16 protein-coding genes and 1 riboswitch are annotated in these 20,003 nt (G+C 70.9%); all 16 genes read left to right on the forward strand.

Annotation, left to right across the window (positions count from 1 at the left end; translation table 11 throughout):
* Positions 1-276 precede the first annotated feature (276 nt).
* The 16 genes from ACFZBB_RS23285 to ACFZBB_RS23360 all read left to right on the forward strand — a co-directional run bounded on the left by ACFZBB_RS23285 (position 277) and on the right by ACFZBB_RS23360 (position 19,580).
* Complete coding sequence (locus tag ACFZBB_RS23285; RefSeq protein ID WP_391125497.1) at positions 277-1,641, forward strand: extracellular solute-binding protein; 1,365 nt, start codon at positions 277-279, stop codon at positions 1,639-1,641.
* Complete coding sequence (locus tag ACFZBB_RS23290; protein ID WP_391051199.1) at positions 1,638-2,609, forward strand: ABC transporter permease subunit; 972 nt, start codon at positions 1,638-1,640, stop codon at positions 2,607-2,609. Before ACFZBB_RS23285 ends, ACFZBB_RS23290 begins: the two co-directional genes overlap by 4 nt.
* A 13-nt stretch (positions 2,610-2,622) precedes the next feature.
* Complete coding sequence (locus ACFZBB_RS23295) at positions 2,623-3,510, forward strand: carbohydrate ABC transporter permease (RefSeq protein ID WP_355335587.1); 888 nt, start codon at positions 2,623-2,625, stop codon at positions 3,508-3,510.
* Positions 3,511-3,592: 82 nt separating this feature from the next.
* Entirely contained in the window at positions 3,593-6,163 is a 2,571-nt protein-coding gene (locus ACFZBB_RS23300; RefSeq protein ID WP_391125501.1) for a CBM35 domain-containing protein, read from the forward strand.
* Positions 6,164-6,274: 111 nt separating this feature from the next.
* Entirely contained in the window at positions 6,275-7,945 is a 1,671-nt protein-coding gene (locus tag ACFZBB_RS23305; protein WP_391125504.1) for an alpha-amylase family glycosyl hydrolase, read from the forward strand.
* A 591-nt stretch (positions 7,946-8,536) separates the two neighbouring features.
* Positions 8,537-9,583 (forward strand): ABC transporter permease subunit, encoded by a 1,047-nt coding sequence (locus ACFZBB_RS23310; RefSeq protein WP_391125507.1) that lies wholly within the window; start codon positions 8,537-8,539, stop codon positions 9,581-9,583.
* Complete coding sequence (locus tag ACFZBB_RS23315; protein ID WP_391125510.1) at positions 9,580-10,392, forward strand: ATP-binding cassette domain-containing protein; 813 nt, start codon at positions 9,580-9,582, stop codon at positions 10,390-10,392. The genes ACFZBB_RS23310 and ACFZBB_RS23315 overlap by 4 nt, the downstream gene beginning before the upstream one ends.
* Before the next feature lie 132 nt (positions 10,393-10,524).
* Positions 10,525-11,550 (forward strand): transporter substrate-binding domain-containing protein, encoded by a 1,026-nt coding sequence (locus ACFZBB_RS23320; RefSeq protein ID WP_391125513.1) that lies wholly within the window; start codon positions 10,525-10,527, stop codon positions 11,548-11,550.
* Between the two features lie 54 nt (positions 11,551-11,604).
* Entirely contained in the window at positions 11,605-12,720 is a 1,116-nt protein-coding gene (locus ACFZBB_RS23325; RefSeq protein ID WP_391125516.1) for an FAD-dependent oxidoreductase, read from the forward strand.
* 44 nt (positions 12,721-12,764) lie between these two features.
* Entirely contained in the window at positions 12,765-13,556 is a 792-nt protein-coding gene (locus tag ACFZBB_RS23330; protein WP_391125519.1) for a GNAT family N-acetyltransferase, read from the forward strand.
* Between the two features lie 70 nt (positions 13,557-13,626).
* Positions 13,627-13,738, forward strand: a riboswitch (SAM riboswitch).
* Between the two features lie 33 nt (positions 13,739-13,771).
* Positions 13,772-13,903: a putative leader peptide gene (locus ACFZBB_RS23335; protein WP_391125522.1), complete on the forward strand. Its 132-nt coding sequence runs from the start codon at positions 13,772-13,774 to the stop codon at positions 13,901-13,903.
* A 92-nt stretch (positions 13,904-13,995) separates the two neighbouring features.
* Positions 13,996-15,261, forward strand: coding sequence for an LLM class flavin-dependent oxidoreductase (locus ACFZBB_RS23340; RefSeq protein ID WP_391125661.1), 1,266 nt, complete (start codon positions 13,996-13,998; stop codon positions 15,259-15,261).
* 19 nt (positions 15,262-15,280) lie between these two features.
* Positions 15,281-16,666: an NtaA/DmoA family FMN-dependent monooxygenase gene (locus tag ACFZBB_RS23345; RefSeq protein ID WP_391125525.1), complete on the forward strand. Its 1,386-nt coding sequence runs from the start codon at positions 15,281-15,283 to the stop codon at positions 16,664-16,666.
* Positions 16,663-17,781: an LLM class flavin-dependent oxidoreductase gene (locus ACFZBB_RS23350; protein ID WP_391125528.1), complete on the forward strand. Its 1,119-nt coding sequence runs from the start codon at positions 16,663-16,665 to the stop codon at positions 17,779-17,781. Before ACFZBB_RS23345 ends, ACFZBB_RS23350 begins: the two co-directional genes overlap by 4 nt.
* 101 nt (positions 17,782-17,882) lie before the next feature.
* A complete protein-coding gene (locus tag ACFZBB_RS23355; RefSeq protein ID WP_391125531.1) occupies positions 17,883-19,013 on the forward strand; it encodes an LLM class flavin-dependent oxidoreductase in 1,131 nt (376 codons plus the stop codon).
* A gap of 57 nt (positions 19,014-19,070) precedes the next feature.
* Entirely contained in the window at positions 19,071-19,580 is a 510-nt protein-coding gene (locus tag ACFZBB_RS23360) for a carbonic anhydrase (RefSeq protein ID WP_391125534.1), read from the forward strand.
* The last annotated feature ends 423 nt before the right edge of the window (positions 19,581-20,003 follow it).

Genomic DNA, 20,003 nt, shown 5'->3' on the forward strand with positions numbered 1-20,003 from the left:
CCGGCTCGCGCCGGCCCGTCGCCGGACGCGTACCGCCGCCCGTCCGGACACCCCGGTCGGCCCGCGTTTCGATGACACTGCGTTACGGGCACAAATCCTTCGGATTACTTTCTTGCGCAGATTGATTGACATCTTGCGCGACCCGATCCTACTGTCGGCGCCAACGCCAGGCGGCCGGACGTCCTGGTAACCCCGCCGTTACGCAAGCGGACGCAAGCGCACTCGCCCCTCGGGACGGGTACGTCCGCTGCCGTTTCCCAGGAAGGTCCGATCCCCATGGACGGCTCCAGAACCCGCCCCGCCCTCGGCGTCACCGCCATCGCCATCTCGCTGGTCCTCGGCGTCACCGCATGCGGCGGCGGCTCGTCCCACTCCTCCGGGGCGGACAAAAACGGCGTGGTCACGATCAGCGTGAACGGGCTGCCTCCGGCCACCCAGACCGTCGACCGAAAGAACTTTGAGGACGACATCAAAGCCTTCGAAGCGAGCCACCCGAAGATCAGGATCGACGCCCGTGAGGGTCTGATGGACCCGAAGACCTTCGCCGCGAAGCTCGCGGGCGGGCAGTTGGAGGACGTCTACTACGTCTACTTCACTGATCCCGCGGGGCTCATCCACCGCCACCAGGCCGCCGACATCACCGCGCAGCTCAAGGACTTCCCCGCCCTGAACGACGTGCGGCCCGCGTTGCAGAGCGTCTTCAAGGACGCGGGCGGCAAGGTCTACGGCCTGCCCACCGGCAACTACTCGCTCGGACTGGTCTACAACCGGGCGCTGTTCACCAAGGCCGGGCTCGACCCGGACAAGCCGCCGACCACCTGGGACGAGGTCCGCGCCGACGCCAAGAAGATCAGCGCGCTCGGCGACGGCACCACCGGCTACGCGGAGTTCAGCAAGAACAACCAGGGCGGCTGGCACCTCACCTCGTGGATCTACTCCGAGGGCGGCGACGTCGCGGTGAAGGACGGCGGCGTCTGGAAGGCCGCGTTCAACAGCGACGCGGGCCGCAAGGCGCTCCAGACGCTGCACGACATGCGCTGGACCGACCAGTCGATGGGCACCAGGCAACTCCTGGAGATCCCCGACGTGCAGAAGATGATGGGCGCGGGCAAGCTCGGGATGTACATGGCGGGCCCGGACAACATCCCCACGATCGTCAAGCAGTTCGAGCGGAAGTACGACGACTACGGGCTGGCCGCGCTGCCCGGCACCGCGACGCTCGGCGGCGGTGACGGCTTCATGTTCAACCCGAAGGACAGCCCGGCGAAGATCAAGGCCGGTCTCACCTGGATCCAGTGGAAGTACCTCGACCCGGACCGCGAGGAGGAGATCACCAAGAAGTCGGCGGGCACCGACATACCGATCGGCCTGCCGCAGCCGAACCTGTGGAGCGGGGCCGGCCAGGCGAAGGTCGACGCGGCGCACAAGAAGTACGCGAACGTGCCGCAGAAGAACTACCAGCCGTTCGTGGACCGCAGCGGCGAGGTCGCGGTGAAGGTCGAGCCGCCGAACGCCCAGCAGATCTACACCGTGCTCGACGGTGTCATGCAGGCGGTGCTCACCAAGAAGGACGCGAACATCGACCAGCTTCTCAGCGACGCCGAGAAGAAGGTCAACACCATCCTGGCCACGGTCAAGTGACAGCCGAACCGCTGACGTCGGCCCGCGCCGCCACCGCGCGGACGCCGAAGGCGCCTGCCGGGGCGGGGCGGTCCGGCCGGTCCCGCCCCTCGCGGGACCGGCTGCGCCGGGCCGTCGTCGACAACCTGGTGGCGTATCTGTTCCTGGTCGCGGGCGTCGCCGCCTTCGCGGTGTTCTCCTGGTACCCGATCGTCCGCGGTGTGCTGCTCAGCTTCCAGCAGGTCAACTACGCGGAACCGGCGCGGTGGGTGGGCCTGGACAACTTCCACCGCCTGTTCGCCGACCCGCTGTTCGTCACCGCGTGGCGCAACACCGCGTACTTCAGCCTGCTGGCCCTGGTCTTCGGCTTCGCGGCGCCGTTCGTGACCGCGATCGTGCTCAACGAACTGCGGCACGGCAAGGCGTACTTGCGGATGACGGTCTATCTGCCGGTGATGCTGCCGCCGATCGTCACGATGCTGCTGTGGCGCTGGTTCTACGATCCGGGGCCCGGCCTGTTCAACAACGTGCTGCGGATCGCGCACCTGCCCGCGCAGTCGTGGCTGGAGTCGCAGAATCTGTCGATGATCTCGCTGGTCCTGGTCTCCACCTGGGCCAACATGGGCACCACGACGCTGATCTACCTCGCGGCGCTCGGCGGTGTGCCGGGCGAGCTGTACGAGGCCGCCGAGCTGGACGGCGCGACGGTACGGCAGCGGCTGTGGCATGTGACGATCCCTCAGATGCGGTTCATCCTGATGATCACGCTGCTGCTCCAGGTGATCGGCACCATGCAGGTGTTCATCGAGCCGTTCGTGCTGACCGGCGGCGGACCCGACGACGCGACCGTGACCGTACTGCTCCTGCTGTACCGCTACGCGTTCGTCTACAACGACTTCGGCCTGGCCAGCGCGATGAGCACGGTGCTCTTCGTGGTGCTGGGGATCTTCGCCGGGGTGTATCTGCGGCTGACCCGCAGCAAGGGCTGAGAGGGGAACGACCATGGCCGCACAGACCGCTGTCCGCACGCTGATCGCGCCGACCGAGATGAACCGCCGCACGGGGAGGTTCCTCTACCGGTTCGTGCTGGGCGCGACGCTGCTCGGCTTCACCGCCGCCTTCCTCTTCCCGCTGTACTGGATGGCCTCGGGCGCGCTCAAGTCGTCGTCGGAACTGGCCCAGCCGAGGCCGACGATGGTGCCGCACTCCTGGCATCCGGAGGCGTACTCCGAAGCCTGGTCGTCGGTCGGGCTCGGCCACTACTTCCTCAACACGCTGCTGCTGGCGGCCGGGGCGTGGGCCTGTCAGCTCGTGGTCGACGTGGCCGCCGCGTACTCGCTGTCCAAGCTGCGGCCGGTGCTGGGCAATGTGGTGCTCGCCATGATGCTGGCCACGCTGATGCTGCCGGTGTCGGCGCTGCTGGTGCCGACGTATCTGACCGTCGTGGACGTGCCGTTGATCCACGTCAATCTCATCAACACGCCGATGGCCGTCTGGCTGCCGGCCTGCGCCAACGCCTTCAACATCTTCATCCTCAAGCGGTTCTTCGACCAGATCCCCACCGAACTGCTGGACTCCGCCCGGATCGACGGCGCGGGCACGGTACGGATCCTCGTATCGCTGGTGCTGCCGCTGTCCCGGCCGGTGCTCGCGGTCGTGTCGATCTTCGCGGTGGTCGGTGTCTGGAAGGACTTCCTCTGGCCGATGCTCGTGCTGCCCGATCCAGCGAAGCAGCCGATCACGGTCGCCCTGAACCGGTTGGCGGACGACATGCCCGCCAACCAGTTGCTGGCCGGAATGGTGATGGCGAGCATTCCGCTGCTCGTCCTCTTCCTCATCTTCCAGCGCAGCATCATCAACGGCCTCACCGCGGGCAGCCTCAAGGGCTGACCGGGCGCGGGCCCGCGCTCACCCCCCACGCATGGCAACCCCCGCCGCACGACGTCGTGCGGTGCTCAGGGAAGGATCACCCATGTCTCCAAGCGCCCCAACCCACCGCGCCAGAACGCTCGCGGCGGTGCTGCCCGCGGTACTCGCGGTCCTGATCGCACTGCTGGTCTGGCAGGCGTCGCCGTCGGCGCACGCCGCGACCACGGTCGTCGAGGCGGAGTCCGCGACGCTGTCCGGCGGCGCGGTCGTCGCCACCGACCACACCGGCTATACGGGCAGCGGATTCGTCGGCGGTTACACCGACGCCAACAAGGGCACCGCGTCCACCGCCTTCCGGGTCACCGCGACCTCGGCGGGCGCCGGAAGCCTCAAGATCCGCTACGCCAACGGCACCACCGCCACCATGACACTCAGCCTCTACGTCAACGGCGCCAAGATCCGCCAGATCAGCCTCCCCGCCACCGCCAACTGGGACACCTGGACCACCACCGACCAGGCCGTCACCTACACGGCGGGCACCAACACCATCGCCCTGACCTTCACCACCGCCGACAGCGGCAACGTGAACCTGGACAACGTCGTGGTGACGACGCCGACGACGAGTACGACGCCGCCGACCACACCTCCCACGACGCCGCCCACCACTCCCCCGGCCGGCTCGCTCACGCACCAGGCGGAGGACGCGTACTTCTCGGGCGGGCCGGGCGTGGCCACGACCGCCTCGGGGTTCAGCGGCAGCGGGTATCTGACGGGCTTCGGCGCGCAGGGCGCGCGGGTGGTCTTCGCCGTCAGCGCGCCCAGCGCGGCGAGCTATCCGGTGGCCGTCGCGTACCGGACCGGGAGCGGTTCCGCCGCGTCGATCACCCTGACGGCCAACGGGCTGAAGGTGGCGCAGGTCGCGCTGCCGGGTACGGGCGGGGCGTGGTCGACGGCCACGGTCAGCGCGCCGCTGCGGGCCGGGCTCAACACGCTGACGCTGCGCACCGAATCCGGTGACTCGGGCGCGCCCGACATCGACGGCGTCGCGGTGACCGGCTCGGTCGTCAACGCCACGCGCGGCGCCACGGGGCCGTACACGTCCTACGAGGCGGAGAGCGGCACCACCAACGCGAGCACGATCGGCCCCGACCGCACCTATCGGACGGTGGCGTCCGAGGCGTCGGGACGCAAGGCGGTGGTGCTCAACAGCACCGGCCAGTATGTGCAGTTCACCCTGACCAAGCCCGCCAGCGCGATGACGCTGCGCTACTCGATCCCCGACAACGCGGCGGGCACCGGCACCTCGGCGCAGCTCAGCCTCTACGCCAACGGCAGCAAGGTCCGCGATCTGGACCTGTCGTCGAAGTACGCCTGGGTGTACGGCGGTTACCCGTACAACAACGACCCCTCGCAGGGCTCGGCGCACCACTTCTTCGACGAGTCGCGGTTCAAGATCGGGGACTTCCCGGCCGGGACGGTGCTCAAGCTCCAGAAGGACGCGGGCAGCACCGCCGCCTCGTACACCCTGGACCTGATGGAGACCGAGCAGGTCGCCGCCGACCAGGCGATGCCCGCGTCCGGCTTCGTCTCCGCGACGACGCTCGGCGTCACGCCGAACGACGGGAGCGACGACACCTCGGCGCTCAACAGCGCGGTGGCGACGGCCAAGTCGCAGGGCAAGGGCCTGTGGCTGCCCGCGGGCACGTACAACATCTCCGGGCACGTCAATCTGACCGGGGTCGCGCTGCGCGGCGCGGGCGAGTGGGCCACCGTGCTCCAGGGCCTCAACGGCAAGGGCGGGCTCTTCGGGCAGGGCGGCACCAACATCGTCCAGGACCTGACGATCTCCGGTGACGTGTCGTACCGCGACGACGCGAATTTCGACGCCGCGATCGAGGGTGACTTCGGCAACGGCTCGACCATCCAGGACGTGTGGATCGAGCACACCAAGGTCGGCCTGTGGATCGACGCGCCGACCAACGGCCTGTACGTGGGCGGCCTGCGGATCCGCGACACCGCCGCTGACGGCGTCAACCTGCACAAGGGCACCGCGAACACCGAGGTGTGGAACACCAGCGTCCGCAACACCGGGGACGACGGTCTCGCGATGTACTCCGAGGCGAGCGCGGTCACCAACTGCGCCTTCCGCTTCGACACCGTGCAGGTGCCGCTGCTGGCGAACGCCGCCGCGATCTACGGCGGCAACGGCAACCGGATCGTGGACAGCGTCGTCGCCGACACGGTGACCGGGGCCTCCGGCATCGCGGTCAGCACCCGCAACTTCAATCCCGCGCCGGTCCCGTTCAGCGGCACCACCACCGTCGCGCGCAACACCCTGCTGCGCACCGGCGGCTACGAGCCGAACTGGCAGAGCAAGCTCGGCGCGCTGTGGATCTACGCCGACGGCTCCGACATCACGGCGCCCGTCGTGGTCAAGGACCTCGACATCACCGACAGCACCTACAGCGCGGTCCTGATCTCGTATCAGAAGACCGTCACCGGCCTGACGTTGAACAACGTCAGGATCCAGACCGCCGGCGCGTACGGCCTGGAGATCGACTCGAAGGGCTCCGGCACCTTCGGCGGCGTCACGGTCAGTGGCGCGGCCTCCGGCGGGCTCAGCACCACCGGGACCTTCACCATCAACCGCGGCTCCGGCAACACCGGCTGGTAACGCCCCCGCACACACCGGTCCGCCCCGCACCCCTGACGGGGCGGACCGGCCCCCGCGCATGCCCTGCGGCCCTCCGGGCCCTGGCTCTCCACGACCGTCAAGGAGACTCCCGTGACACTGCCCGCCTCCCCCACCGCACCCGCCTGGTGGCGGCACGCCGCGATCTACCAGATCTATCTGCGCAGCTTCGCCGACGGCAACGGTGACGGCATGGGAGACCTCGCCGGGGTCCGCGAGCGCCTCCCCTACCTGCGGGATCTCGGGGTCGACGCGCTCTGGTTCAACCCCTGGTACGTCTCCCCGATGGCCGACGGCGGCTACGACGTCGCCGACTACCGTGACATCGACCCGATGTTCGGGACGCTCGCCGAGGCGGAGCGGCTCATCGTCGAGGCGCACGAGCAGGACCTGCGGGTCATCGTGGATCTGGTGCCCAACCACGCGTCCGACCAGCACCCCTGGTTCCGGGCCGCGTTGGCGGCAGGTCCGGACGCGGCCGAGCGGGAGCGCTTCTGGTTCCTGCCGGGCCGGGGCGCGGACGGCGAACTCCCGCCCAACGACTGGCAGTCGTACTTCGGCGGCGCCGCCTGGACCCGGATCACCGAGGCGGACGGCACGCCCGGCCCCTGGTACCTGCACATGTTCGCGCCCGAGCAGCCCGATCTGAACTGGGAACACCCGCAGGTGCGGGCGGAGTTCGAGAGCATCCTGCGGTTCTGGCTGGAGCGCGGCGTGGACGGCTTCCGGATCGACGTGGCGCACGGTCTGGCCAAGAAGCCGGGGCTGCCCGACGTCGGCCGGGACCCGGACGTCACCGACCTGCCGTACCAGGACTGCGACGCGGTGCACGAGATCTACCGCGACTGGCGGAAGATCGCGGACGGTTACGCACGCAGCCCCCGGCCCGGCGGGGCGCCCGGCGAGCGGGTGTTCGTCGGCGAGGTGTGGCTGCCCACGCCCGAGCAGTTCGCCCGCTATCTGCGCCCCGACGAGCTGCACTCCGCCTTCAACTTCGAGTTCCTGTGCTGCGCTTGGGACGCGGCCGGGCTGCGCGAGGTCGTCGACGGGACGCTCGCCTCGCACCGGCTGGTGGGCGCGCCGCCCACCTGGGTGCTGTCCAACCACGACACGATCCGGCACGTGACGCGGTACGGCCGCGAGGACACGTCCTTCGACATGGGCGACAAGCGGCTCGGCTCGCCGAGCGACACCGTCCTCGGCCGCCGCAGGGCCCGCGCCGCGGCGCTGCTCACGCTGGCCCTGCCGGGCGGTGTGTACGTCTACCAGGGCGACGAGCTGGGCCTCGCCGAGGTCGAGGACATACCCGACGACCTGATCCAGGACCCGACGTATGCCCGCTCCGGGGGCCGCGACCGGGGCCGGGACGGCTGCCGGGTGCCGCTGCCGTGGTCTGCGGAGCCGGGCTCGCTGGGCTTCTCGCCGGACGGCGCGAGCGCCGGACCGTGGCTGCCGCAGCCCGCCGAATGGTCGGGGCGGTCCGTCGCGGCCCAGCAGGGCGACCCGCACTCCGTGCTCGCCCTGTACCGAGCCGGTCTCGCGCTGCGCGGGGAGTATCTCCGGTGGCTGCCGGAGACGCTGGAGTGGGTGGACGCGGGTCCCGGCACGGTGGCCTTCCGCCGGGACGGCGGCTTCCAGTGCCTGGTCAACCTGTCCGCCGAGCCGGTCGCGCTCCCCGCCGGGCTCCGGGTGCTGCTGGCCAGCGGCCCGCTGGAGGACGGCCTGCTGCCCTCCGACACCTGCGTCTGGCTGACCGCCGAATGACCGGCGTGCCCGCGCGCTGATCCGGCGCCCCGTCCGCGTTGATCCCACGCGCCCCGGCCCGTCCCCGCTGATCGCGTAGAAGACCGCGTCCCGGCCGATCCCGCGGAAGACCGCGTCCCCCGCCGATCCCGCGGAAGACCCCCGTCCCCGCCGATCCCCGTGTCCCGTCCCGGCCGACCGCCGGGGGACGCGGGGATCCGTGCGTGGCGGTCGGCGGACCGCGCGTCCCACCTGGCGGAATTCACAACGCGTTCATTGACGTGGCACGCGCCACCTGGCTGACTTACGCCCAGGCCGGACCGCTGTCCGGCCCGGACTCACTACGCGAGGCCCCTGCGGGCCGGCACAAGGGGAGGTGACCAGGGTGTACGCAGCTACGAGGACGGCCGCCGCCTGGCGCCGTCATCTCCGGGACGACGCGTACCGCAACCGGCACATCGACCTGCTGCGTGTCAGCAGCGCTCTGTGTCGACGCTGAATCCCGGGCCCGCCGCACGCTTCTGACGCGTTGTCACATCGGGCCCCCGCGCACTCCACCGCCCCTTCGCATGGGGCGGCTGCCGACGTCTCCCTTCGCGCTGGAGTTCCCCGATGAGCGAGCCACCCCGCCCCGCCGTGCCCGCGGGCGCGACCGACACCTCCGTGCCGAAAGGGACGACCGACACCGTCACCACACCTGCTCCACCGCCGCCGCGCACCCCGCCCGCCGACGACAGACGCGTCGGCCGGTCGGCGCAGCGCGTCGTCCCGCTGCGGCACCCCTGGCGCTGGGCGCTGACCGCCGTCGCCCTGGTGCTCGTCGCGCAGATCACGCACGGCCTGGTCACCAACCCCTTCTTCCAGTGGGACCGCTTCCGCTACTGGTTCCTGCGGCCGGTGATCCTGGACGGACTGCTGGTCACGCTCCAAGTCGCCGCCTGGAGCGCCCTGTTCGGACTGCTCGGCGGCATCCTGCTCGCCCTGTGCCGACTGTCCAGGAGCCCGGTGCTGCGCTCGGTGAGCTGGATCTACATCTGGCTGTTCCGCTCGGTGCCGCTGATCGTCATCCTGCTGTTCCTTTTCAACTTCTCCTCGCTGTACGCCACATTGAGTCTGGGTGTGCCCTTCGGCCCCGGCTTCGTGCACTTCGACGAGTCGCGGCTGGCCACCGACATGGTGGTGGCCGTGGTCGGCATCAGCCTCAACGAGGCCGCCTACGCCGCCGAAGTGGTGCGCGCCGGAGTCCTCTCGGTGGACCAGGGACAGCACGAGGCCGCCGCCGCGCTCGGCCTGCCGCGCGGCTACCAGTTCACCCGGATCGTCTTCCCGCAGGCGCTGCGGGCGATCGTGCCCTCGTACGTCAACCAGTTGATCGGGTTGATCAAGAGCACCTCGCTGGTCTTCTACGTTTCCCTGCTCGACCTCTTCGGCAAGGTGGAGAGCATGGGCAGTACGTATCCGGGCGACGTCGTCCCGCTGCTGCTGGTGGCGACCGTCTGGTACGTGATCCTGACCAGCGTCGTCTCGGTGGTCCAGTTCTACGTCGAGCGGTACTTCTCACGCGGCGCGCTGCGGACCGTACCGCCGACGCCGTTGCAACGGCTGCGTACGGCAGTGCGCGATCTGCGGGCGCGCGCCGAGATCGGATCGATCGCATGAGCGCCGACCGCGTCCCCGCCGACACGGCGGTCACCGCGGTGACCGCGCGCCCCGCCGCCGTGACCGTCCACGACGCGCACAAGTGGTACGGCACGCACCAGGTGCTCTCCGGTGTCGATCTGACCGTGCAGCCCGGACAGGTGACGGTGATCCTCGGCCCGTCGGGCTCCGGCAAGTCGACGTTGCTGCGGGCGATCAACCACCTGGAGAAGCTGGACATCGGCTACGTCAGCCTCAACGGCGAGCCGATCGGCGTACGGCACCACCGCGGCCGGCTCAAGGAGATCAGCGAGCGGGCGATCCTCGCCCAGCGCCGCCGGATCGGCTTCGTCTTCCAGGGCTTCAACCTCTTCCCGCACCTCAGCGTGCTGGACAACGTCGCCGCCGCGCCCGTCGCGGCCCGGCAGAAGACCAGGGCCGAGGCGGAGGAACTGGCCCGCGCGCTGCTCGGCCGGGTCGGGCTCGCCGACAAGGTCGACGCCTACCCCCGGCAGCTCTCCGGCGGCCAGCAGCAGCGGGTGGCCATCGCCCGCGCGCTGGCCCTCGAACCCGGCGTCATCCTCTTCGACGAGCCGACCTCGGCGCTCGACCCCGAACTCGTCGGCGAGGTACTGGCCGTCATCAGGGATCTCGCCACCAGCGGTACGACGCTGATCGTCGTCACGCACGAGATCGGCTTCGCCCGCGAGGTCGCCGACACCGTCGTCTTCCTGGACGGCGGCCGGATCGTCGAACAGGGCCCGCCCGACCAGGTGTTGGACAACCCCCGGCACCCCAGGACCCGCGAATTCCTCAGCAAGGTCCTCTGAACCCTCCTCCGAACCCCCGTACGCCGCGGGCCAAGGCGCGGACAAAGGCGCCTTCCACAGCGATGGCCGCCTGCCCGCGGGCGCCCGATACGTCACCCCCAGCACATCCGCTCACCATCAGCGAGGTTCACCATGCCCGACATCCGTACCACCGCCACCAGACGCGTCGCCGCGGGCATCGCTGTCGCCGCCCTCACCTTCGGCCTCGCCGGCTGCGGCAGCGACAGCGGCTCGGACGCCGCGGCACCGGCCGCCGCGGACGCCAAGGGCACCGTCGTGATCGGCGCCCAGTCCAACGGCGCCGCCAAGGAGATCACGCTCACCGTCCCGGAGGTCGCCGCCATCCGCGCCGAGCTGCCCAAGTCCGTGATCGACAGCAAGCAACTCGTCATCGGCCTCGGCTTCCTGCCCGCCGGCTCGCCGCCGATCGGCTACGTCGGCGCGGACCAGAAGACCATCACCGGCTCCGAGCCCGACCTCGGCCGGCTGATCGCCGCCGTCTTCGGCCTCAAGCCCGTGCTGTCCAACGCCACCTGGGACAACCTCTTCGTCGGCATCGACAGCGGCAAGACCGATGTCGGCTTCTCCAACATCACCGACACCGAGCAGCGCAAGGAGAAGTACGACTTCGCCAGCTACCGGCAGGACAACCTCGGCTTCGAGGTGAAGAAGAGCGACCCCTGGAACTTCGACGGCACCTACCGCAGCCTGGCGGGCAAGACCGTCGCGGTCGGCGCGGGCACCAACCAGGAGAAGATCCTGCTGAAGTGGCAGAGCGAGCTGAAGGCCGACGGCAAGAAGCTCACGATCAAGTACTTCCAGGACTCCAACAGCACCTATCTGGCGCTCAACTCCGGCCGGATCGACGCCTACTTCGCGCCCAACCCGAGCATCGCCTACCACGGCACGCAGACCGCGGGCTCGCCGAACGCCACCCGCAGCGCGGGCAAGTTCTCCGGCGCCGGGGCGTCCCTGCAAGGGCTGATCTGCGCCACGGCGAAGAAGGACAGCGGCCTGGCCAAGCCCCTCGCCGACGCGATCAACCACCTGATCAAGAATGGTCAGTACGCGCAGTGGCTCGCCGCGTGGAATCTGGCCAACGAAGCGGTGCCCGCCTCGCTGGTCAACCCGCCGGGGCTGCCGCTGACCAACTCCTGACCCCGTACCGGCCGCGGCACGGGCCCCGCACCGACCGAAAGGAAGTCGACCGCCATGACACGCAGGAAAATCGTCGTCGTCGGAGGCGGGGCCATGGGCTCGTCCGCGGCCTGGCACCTCGCCTCGCGCGGCGCCGAGGTCACGCTGCTCGAACAGTTCGCGCCCGGCCACGACCGGGGCAGCTCGCACGGCAGCTCCCGGATCTTCCGGCTCGCGTACGCCGATCCGTTCTACGTCGGCCTCGCCGTACGGGCGCTGCCGCTGTGGCGGCGGCTCCAGGACGAGACGGGCAGCACCGTACTGACCCTGACGGGGGCCGTCGACCACGGGCCCGCGCAGGCCATCGCGGCGCTGCGGGACGCGCTGCGCGGGGCCGGGCGGCCCAGCCAGGAGCTGACCCCGCGGGCCGCCGCCGAGCGCTGGCCGGGGCTCGTCGCGGACACCACCGCGCTGTTCCACCCCGAGGCCGGGCGGCTGCACGCCGACGACGCGGTGGCCGCCTTCCAGCAGGCCGCGCAGGCCAAGGGCGCGACCGTACGGCACGGCGTCAAGGTCGGCGCGCTGCGGCGGCGCGGCTCGGGCGCCGAGGTGGTCACCGCGCGGGACGAGGTGATCGCCGCGGACGCCGTGGTCGTGGCCGTCGGCGGCTGGGCGGCCCGCACGCTCGGCCAGGTCACCGAGGGGCCGCCGCCGCTGCGCGTCACCCAGGAACAGCCGGTGCACTTCCCCGCCCCCGACGCGCCGGACTGGCCCGCCTTCATCCACCACGGCGGGGCCGGTCTCGACGAGGCCGCGGGGGTGTACGGCCTCGGCAGCGCCGACGGGGTGAAGGCCGGATTCCACGGGATCGGCCCGGTCGTGGACCCGGACGACCGGGACCGCACGCCCGATCCCGTGGTCCTCGGCAGACTCCAGGAGTACGCCGCCCGGTGGCTGCCCGGTGTCGATCACACCCGGCCCACCCCGGTGACCTGCTTGTACACCACGACCCCCGATCATGACTTCGTGATCGACCGTGTGGGACCTTTCACCGTCCTCGCGGGATTTTCCGGGCACGGATTCAAGTTCGCATCAGTGGTCGGCGAAATCGCCGCCGACCTCGTGGACGGCCGTCCGGGGTCCGGACGGTTCGCGATCGGCCGCCCCTACCGCCCGGCGACAGCGCAGTGACGGCGACGCGCCGTACGACAGCAGAACGGAGAGCCACGGCGACCATGTCGACCAGCCTTCAGCACCCGCAGCAGCAGCCCCAGAACCCCGGACCGACCGGCGACCAGGTCTTTCCCGCGTCGCCGCACCCTCTGGACAACCCCGCCTGGGCCGCGCTGACCGGGGCGCACCGCCATCTCGCGCAGATCGTCGGCTCCGCCGCGCGCTACCCGGAGGACGTCTCGCCCTTCGTGGCGCTCGCCGATCCCGCGGATCCGGGCGCGTGGGCGGACCTCGCCGCCCTCATGGGTCCCGGCGCGACCTTCGCGCTGGCCGGCGTCCCGGCCACGCCCGACGGCTGGCGCAGCGAGTGGGGAGCCGAGGGCGTGCAGCTCGTCGGGACCGACGCGCTGCTGGACGAGGCCGATCCGGAGGCGCGCCCGCTCGGCCCGGCGGACGTACCGGAGATGCTGGATCTGGTCGAGCGGACCAAGCCGGGCCCGTTCAGGCAGCGCACCATCGAACTGGGCGCCTACTACGGCATCCGCCGTGACGGAAAGCTCGTGGCCATGGCCGGTGAGCGGCTGCGGCTCGACGGCTGGACCGAGATCAGCGCCGTGTGCACCGACGACGCGTTCCGCGGCCAGGGCCTGGCGTCCCGGCTGGTGCGGCACACGGCGGCCGGGATCCGCGGCCGGGGCGACCGCCCGTTCCTGCACGCGGCGGGCAGCAACGTCAACGCCATCCGTCTCTACGAGTCGATCGGCTTCGCTCTGCGCCGCACCACGCACTTCCAGGGCGTACGGGTGCCGGGCGGCGACGGGGACGCGGAAGCCACCGGCGGCGCGGGCGAATGAACGCCGGTGAGGGACACCGGTGACGGACGCCATTGCGCGGGACGGTATCCGCGAGATAGCGTCGAATTCAGGTGATGAGTGTCAGCGACAAGCCCTGGCTGGCTGACCGGCAACCCTCCCTCGCGGCGGGGTGCTCCAGGTGACAACCAGGCGGGTCCCGACCGGACCCGCAAGCGCGACTCCGGTACGGCCCCGGCCGTACCGCCCGGACGGGGGTGACGACAGTGCGAGCGGACTTCGACCGCGCCGACGTGCGCATCCTCGTCCCGCGCGGGCCCGTCGTGCATCTGTACGGGCGCCAGCACATCGATCTCCAGCGCGTCGCCGGCGCGCTCTGTTGCGCCTGATCTGACCCAGCCGACGCGACCGCCATGGGGCGGCCGTGTCCTCCTCCGGTCGATCAGGAAGGCACTTCGCCGTGTCCGCACACTCGTCATCCCTGTCCTCCTCCGCCTCCCCCGAGCCCGCTTCATCACCTTCGTCCGCTCCGTCGGCGTCCGCCGCCCGTCCGCCGCTGCACCTCGCGGTCGCCCTGGACGGCGCGGGCTGGCACCCAGCCGCGTGGCGGGAGCCGGACGCGCGACCCGGCGAACTGTTCGACGCCGCCTACTGGGCGGACGCAGTGACCGAGGCCGAGCGCGGCCTGCTGGACTTCGTCACCATCGAGGACTCCCTCGGGCTCCAGTCGACCGGTTACGGCGACCCCGACGAGCGCACCGACCAGGTGCGCGGCCGGCTGGACGCCGTACTCATCGCGTCCAGGGTCGCCCCGCTGACCAGCCACATCGGTCTGGTACCGACCCTGATAGCCACCCACACCGAGCCGTTCCACCTGTCCAAGGCCATCGCCACCCTGGACTACGTGAGCGGCGGCCGGGCCGGGCTGCGCATCCAGATCTCCGCCCGTCAGCACGAGGCCGCGCACTTCGGCCGCCGCGAATTCCCGCCGTTCCGCATCGAGGAGTACGACCAGCCGCACGTCCAGGACCTGGTCACCGACCTCTTCGACGAGGCCGCGGACTACGTCGAGGTGCTGCGGCGGCTGTGGGATAGCTGGGAGGACGACGCGGAGATCCGGGACGTGGCCACCGGCCGCTTCGTGGACCGCGACAAGCTCCACTACATCGACTTCCAGGGCCGCCACTTCGGCGTCAAGGGCCCCTCGATCACACCACGCCCGCCGCAGGGCCAGCCGCCGGTGACCGCGCTCGCGCACGCGACCGTGCCGTACCGGCTGGTGGGGCGCGCCGCGGACATCGGCTATGTGACCCCGCACGACGCGGGGCAGGCGGCGGCGATCGTCGCCGAGATCCGCGCCGAGCAGCGGGCCGCGGGCCGGGAGGCCGAACCGGTCCATGTCTTCGGCGATCTGGTGGTCTTCCTCGACGCCGACCGCGCGGCGGCCGAGGCGCGCAGGGACCGGCTGGACGCGCTGCTCGACCAGCCGTACACCAGCGACGCGACCGTCTTCGCCGGGACGCCCGCCGAACTGGCCGACCTGCTGCTGGAGTGGCAGGACGCCGGGCTCACCGGTTACCGGCTGCGGCCCGCGGCGCTCGGCCACGACCTTCCCGCGATCACCCGCGGCCTGGTGCCCGAGTTGCAGGCGCGCGGCGCCTTCCGGCGCGAGTACGAGGCCGACACGCTCCGCGGCCTGCTGGGGCTCGCGCGCCCCGCGAACCGTTACGCCACCACCAGCGCCTGAGCCGGAGGATCCGACCGTCATGAGCAAGCCCCTGAAGCAGATCCATCTCGCGGCCCACTTCCCCGGCGTCAACAACACCACCGTGTGGAGCGACCCGGCCGCGGGCAGTCACATCGAGTTCAGCTCCTTCGCCCACTTCGCGCGCACCGCCGAGCGGGCCAAGTTCGACTTCCTCTTCCTCGCCGAGGGCCTGCGGCTGCGCGAACAGGGCGGCCATATCTACGACTTGGACGTCGTCGGCCGCCCGGACACCTTCACCGTGCTCGCCGCGCTGGCCGCGGTGACCGAGCGGATCGGCCTGACCGGCACGATCAACTCGACGTTCAACGAGCCGTACGAGGTGGCCCGGCAGTTCGCCAGCCTCGACCACCTGTCCGCGGGCCGCGCCGCGTGGAACGTCGTCACCTCCTGGGACGCCTTCACGGGCGAGAACTTCCGGCGCGGCGGCTTCCTCCCGCAGGACGAGCGGTACTCCAGGGCGCAGGAGTTCCTGGCCACCGCCAATGAGCTGTTCGATTCCTGGCACGGCGACGAGATCGTCGCCGACCGGGAGACCGGGACGTTCCTGCGGGACGCGCGGGCCGGGGCGTTCGTCCACAAGGGCCAGCACTTCGACATCCAGGGGCAGTTCAACGTCCCGCGCAGCCCGCAGGGCCGCCCGGTGATCTTCCAGGCGGGGGACTCGGACGAGGGACGCGAATTCGCCGCGTCGAGCGCGGACGCGATCTTCAGCCGGTACAGCGCTCTCAAGGAGGGGCGGGCGTTCTACACGGACGTCAAGGGGCGCCTGGCCCGGCACGGCCGCAGGGCGGACCAGTTGCTGATCCTGCCCGCCGCCACCTTCGTGCTCGGCGACACCGACGCCGAGGCGGAGGAGCTGTCCCGCGAGGTGCGCCGCGCCCAGGTCAGCGGTGCCACCGCGATCAAGCACCTGGAATTCGTCTGGAACCGCGACCTGTCCGGGTACGACCCGGAGGGCCCGCTGCCCGAGATCGACCCGGATCTCGGCGAGCACACCATCGCCCGCGGCCGGGCCCAAGTCCGGATGTACCGCGACCCGTTGGCGACCGCCCGCGAGTGGCGGGAGCTGGCGGCGGCCAACAAGTGGTCCATCCGCGACCTGGTCATCGAGACCGGCAACCGCCAGTCGTTCGTCGGCTCCCCCACGACGGTCGCGGAGACCATCAACTCCTTTGTGCAGGCCGACGCGAGCGACGGTTTCATCCTCGTCCCGCACATCACCCCCGGCGGTCTCGACGTCTTCGCCGACACCGTCGTGCCGCTGCTCCAGGAACGCGGTGTGTTCCGTACCGAGTACGAGGGCAGCACCCTGCGCGACCACCTCGGCCTGGCCCACCCGGACGCCGGGGGCGACGTCGCGGACGTACGGGAGTCGGTGGCATGAAGTTCCTCGCCATCACGCTGATCGTGCACCGGCCCGACCCGGTCACCGGCGTCCTGAAGTCCACTCATGAGCGCTTCAGGGAAGTCCTGGACAACGCGGTGCTCGCCGAGGAGTTGGGCTTCGACGGGTTCGGGGTGGGAGAGCGGCACGAGCGGCCGTTCATCTCCTCCTCGCCGACGGTGGTGCTCAGCCATGTCGCGGCGATCACCCGGCGCATCCGGCTCTTCACCGCGGTCACCACACTGAGCCTGCTGGACCCGGTCAGGGCGTACGAGGACTACGCGACGCTCGACCATCTCTCCGAGGGCCGCCTGGACCTGATCATCGGCAAGGGCAACGGCGCGGCGCAGCGCGAGCTGTTCCACGTCACGCCCGAGGACCAGTGGGACCGCAACGCCGAGAGCTACGAGGTGTTCCGGCAGATCTGGCGGCAGGACAAGGTGACCGCGCGGACCCGCTTCCGCCCCGAGTTGAAGGACGCGGAGGTCTGGCCGCGGCCGTACCAGCGGCCGATCCGGGTCTGGCACGGCAGCGCGACCAGCAAGGAGTCCGTGGACCTCGCCGCCCGCTACGGCGATCCGCTGTTCTCGGCGAATGTCACCAACCCCATTGAGCCGTATGCCGAGTTGATCCGTTACTACCGGGAGCGCTGGGAGCACTACGGGCACGATCCGGCGGACATCGCGGTGGGCGCGGGTTCCGCGGGGCTGTACGTGGCCCGCACCTCGCAGGAGGCGCTGGAGGTCTACCGGCCGATCTTCGAGAGCAATCTCGCGTTCCAGAAGGAGGTGGGCCTGCCGGTGGTCTTCGGGACGCTGGAGGACTTCGTGGAGCGCAGTTCGGCGCTGATCGGCAGCCCGCAGCAGGTGATCGAGAAAGTGCACCGCTATCACGAGGAGTTCGGGCACACCGTGCTGCATCTGCACGCGGACGCGAGCGGGCTCGGCGAGGCCGAGCACCGTACGTCGCTGGAGCGTTTCCAGTCCGAGGTCGCGCCCGTGCTCCGCGCGGAGATACCCGATCCGCCGTGGGACTGGGGGCCGGTGAACACGGCTTCTCCGCGTAAGGACACCGTCGGCGCAGGCACCATCGCAGAGGAGGGCGACGCCGCATGAGCGTTCCCGCAGCTTCCGGCTCATCGAACCCCTCACGTCCGTCGGACCCTTCGAGTTCCCCTGACCCTTCCGCCTCTTCGGCTTCTTCGACCTCGGCGTCGGTGCCGCTGTCGATTCTCGACCTGTCGCCGATCAGTTCGGGCTCCACCGCCGCGCAGGCGCTGCGCAACACCGTGGACCTGGCACAGCGCGCGGAGGCCGCCGGATACGCGCGCTACTGGCTGGCCGAGCACCATCTGACGACCGGGGTCGCCGGGGTGTCGCCCGCGCTGGTGATCCAGCTCGTGGCGGCGGCGACCTCCCGGATCCGGGTGGGCGCGGGCGCGGTGCAGCTCGGGCACCGCACACCGCTGTCGGTGGTCGAGGAGTTCGGGCTGCTCGACGCGCTGTACCCGGGCCGGATCGACCTGGGCCTCGGCCGTACCGGATTCCGTAAGCCGTCCGCGTCCGGCGGCGCACCCGCCGCTCCCCCGGCGCCGCGCCGCACCGAGGCCCGGTACACACCGGAGGGGCTGCTGATCCCCGCGCCGTACGACTTCAGCCGGCTGATCGGCTCTCCGCTGCTGACGCGCTACACGCAGCTCGTGCAGTACCCGGGGGCCGAACTGCCCGAGTACCGCGACCAGCTCGACCAGATCCTCGGGCTGCTGCGCGGCGACTACCGGACCCCGGAGGGACTCGACGCGCACGCGGTGCCCGGCGAGGGCGCCGATCTCCAGGTGTGGGTGCTGGGCAGCAGCGGCGGGGCGAGCGCGCAGGCGGCGGGCGCGCTCGGCCTGCCCTTCGCGGCGAATTACCACGTGAGTCCGGCCGCCGTCCTCGAAGCGGTGGACGCGTACCGCAAGGCGTTCGTGCCCTCCGCCACGCTCGACGAGCCGCATGTGCTGGTCTCGGCCGATGTCGTGGTCGCCGAGGACGACACCACCGCGCGGCACTTGGCGTCGCCGTACGCGCTGTGGGTGCACAGCATCCGCTCGGGTCAGGGCGCGATCCCCTTCCCGAGTCCGGAGGAGGCCGCGGTCCACTCGTGGACGGCGGCCGAGCGGGCGCTGGTCGAGGACCGGGTGCGCACCCAGTTCACCGGCTCTCCCGAAAGTGTCGTGGACCGGCTGCGGGTGCTCCAACAGGCCACGGGCGCTGATGAGTTGCTGGTCACCACCATCACCCACGACCACCGGGACCGGGTCCGTTCCCACGAGTTGCTGGCGGACGCCTGGCGGCGGACCGCATGACCTCACCCGCATGACGTCACGCATGACGTCACCGCTCAGCGCGACCAGGAGGCTCCCATGACCGACGCCCCCACCGCCACCGACGGCTATCTGGAGAACAACACGGCGTACGCGGCGACCTTCGAGGGTCCGCTGCCGCTGCCGCCCGCCCGGCACACGGCGGTTCTGGCGTGCATGGACGCCCGGCTCAATGTGTACGGGGCGCTCGGTCTCGCCGAGGGCGACTCGCATGTGATCCGCAACGCGGGCGGGGTGGCCACCGACGACGCGATCCGTTCGCTGGCGATCAGTCAGCGGCTGCTGGGCACACGGGAGATCGTCCTGATCCACCACACCGACTGCGGCATGCTCACCTTCGGCGACGACGCCTTCCGCGAGTCGATCCGCGAGGAGACGGGCATCAAACCGCCGTGGGCGGCCGAGGCGTTCACCGATCTGGAGACCGACGTCCGCCAGTCCGCGGCCCGGATCAGGAACAGCCCGTTCATCCCGCACACCGACGCGGTGCGCGGCTTCGTGTTCGACGTGGCGAGCGGCAGGCTCGCGGAGGTGGCGCTGCCCGACTAGGGCCTGTCGTGTGGGTCTGGGTGGGGAAGGAGCGGTGTCCGGTGCGTGCGGATGCAAGGCGGAGGAGGGAGGCGACGCGGAGCGTCGTCGACCGACGACAACGCGGCAGATGTGCGTGCCGGACACCGAGACGCCGCGGAGATCCGCCGGACAGTCCCTAGGGCCTGTCCGGCGGATCATGGGCGGTCCAGGCGGCGCCTGGTGCTCTCCCGGACTCCGTCCCGGGGGACCCCCTGAGCGCAAGCGCCGGGATGCCCGCACAGCGGAGCCATTCGGGCATCCCGGCAACGCGGCGGGCGTGCGTGCCAGGGGCCGAAGGGGTCGTTCGTGACCCGCCGGACAGACCGTAGCGACGCGACAGCCATGTGCGGCGCGACGCCCGGTGTCCCCGGGCGCCGCTCAGCGCGCGGGCGCCGTGCCCGG

Source organism: Streptomyces sp. NPDC008139, assembly GCF_042957025.1.
Lineage (GTDB): Bacteria > Actinomycetota > Actinomycetes > Streptomycetales > Streptomycetaceae > Actinacidiphila.

Excerpts from the sequence above, each read along its gene's own strand:
- ACFZBB_RS23320 (WP_391125513.1), top strand. The coding sequence starts at position 10,525 with ATGCCCGACATCCGTACCACCGCCACCAGACGCGTCGCCGCGGGCATC.
- ACFZBB_RS23295 (WP_355335587.1), top strand. The coding sequence starts at position 2,623 with ATGGCCGCACAGACCGCTGTCCGCACGCTGATCGCGCCGACCGAGATG.
- ACFZBB_RS23315 (WP_391125510.1), top strand. The coding sequence starts at position 9,580 with ATGAGCGCCGACCGCGTCCCCGCCGACACGGCGGTCACCGCGGTGACC.
- ACFZBB_RS23285 (WP_391125497.1), top strand. The coding sequence starts at position 277 with ATGGACGGCTCCAGAACCCGCCCCGCCCTCGGCGTCACCGCCATCGCC.
- ACFZBB_RS23350 (WP_391125528.1), top strand. The coding sequence starts at position 16,663 with ATGAAGTTCCTCGCCATCACGCTGATCGTGCACCGGCCCGACCCGGTC.
- ACFZBB_RS23345 (WP_391125525.1), top strand. The coding sequence starts at position 15,281 with ATGAGCAAGCCCCTGAAGCAGATCCATCTCGCGGCCCACTTCCCCGGC.
- ACFZBB_RS23360 (WP_391125534.1), top strand. The coding sequence starts at position 19,071 with ATGACCGACGCCCCCACCGCCACCGACGGCTATCTGGAGAACAACACG.
- ACFZBB_RS23300 (WP_391125501.1), top strand. The coding sequence starts at position 3,593 with ATGTCTCCAAGCGCCCCAACCCACCGCGCCAGAACGCTCGCGGCGGTG.
- ACFZBB_RS23310 (WP_391125507.1), top strand. The coding sequence starts at position 8,537 with ATGAGCGAGCCACCCCGCCCCGCCGTGCCCGCGGGCGCGACCGACACC.
- ACFZBB_RS23330 (WP_391125519.1), top strand. The coding sequence starts at position 12,765 with ATGTCGACCAGCCTTCAGCACCCGCAGCAGCAGCCCCAGAACCCCGGA.
- ACFZBB_RS23325 (WP_391125516.1), top strand. The coding sequence starts at position 11,605 with ATGACACGCAGGAAAATCGTCGTCGTCGGAGGCGGGGCCATGGGCTCG.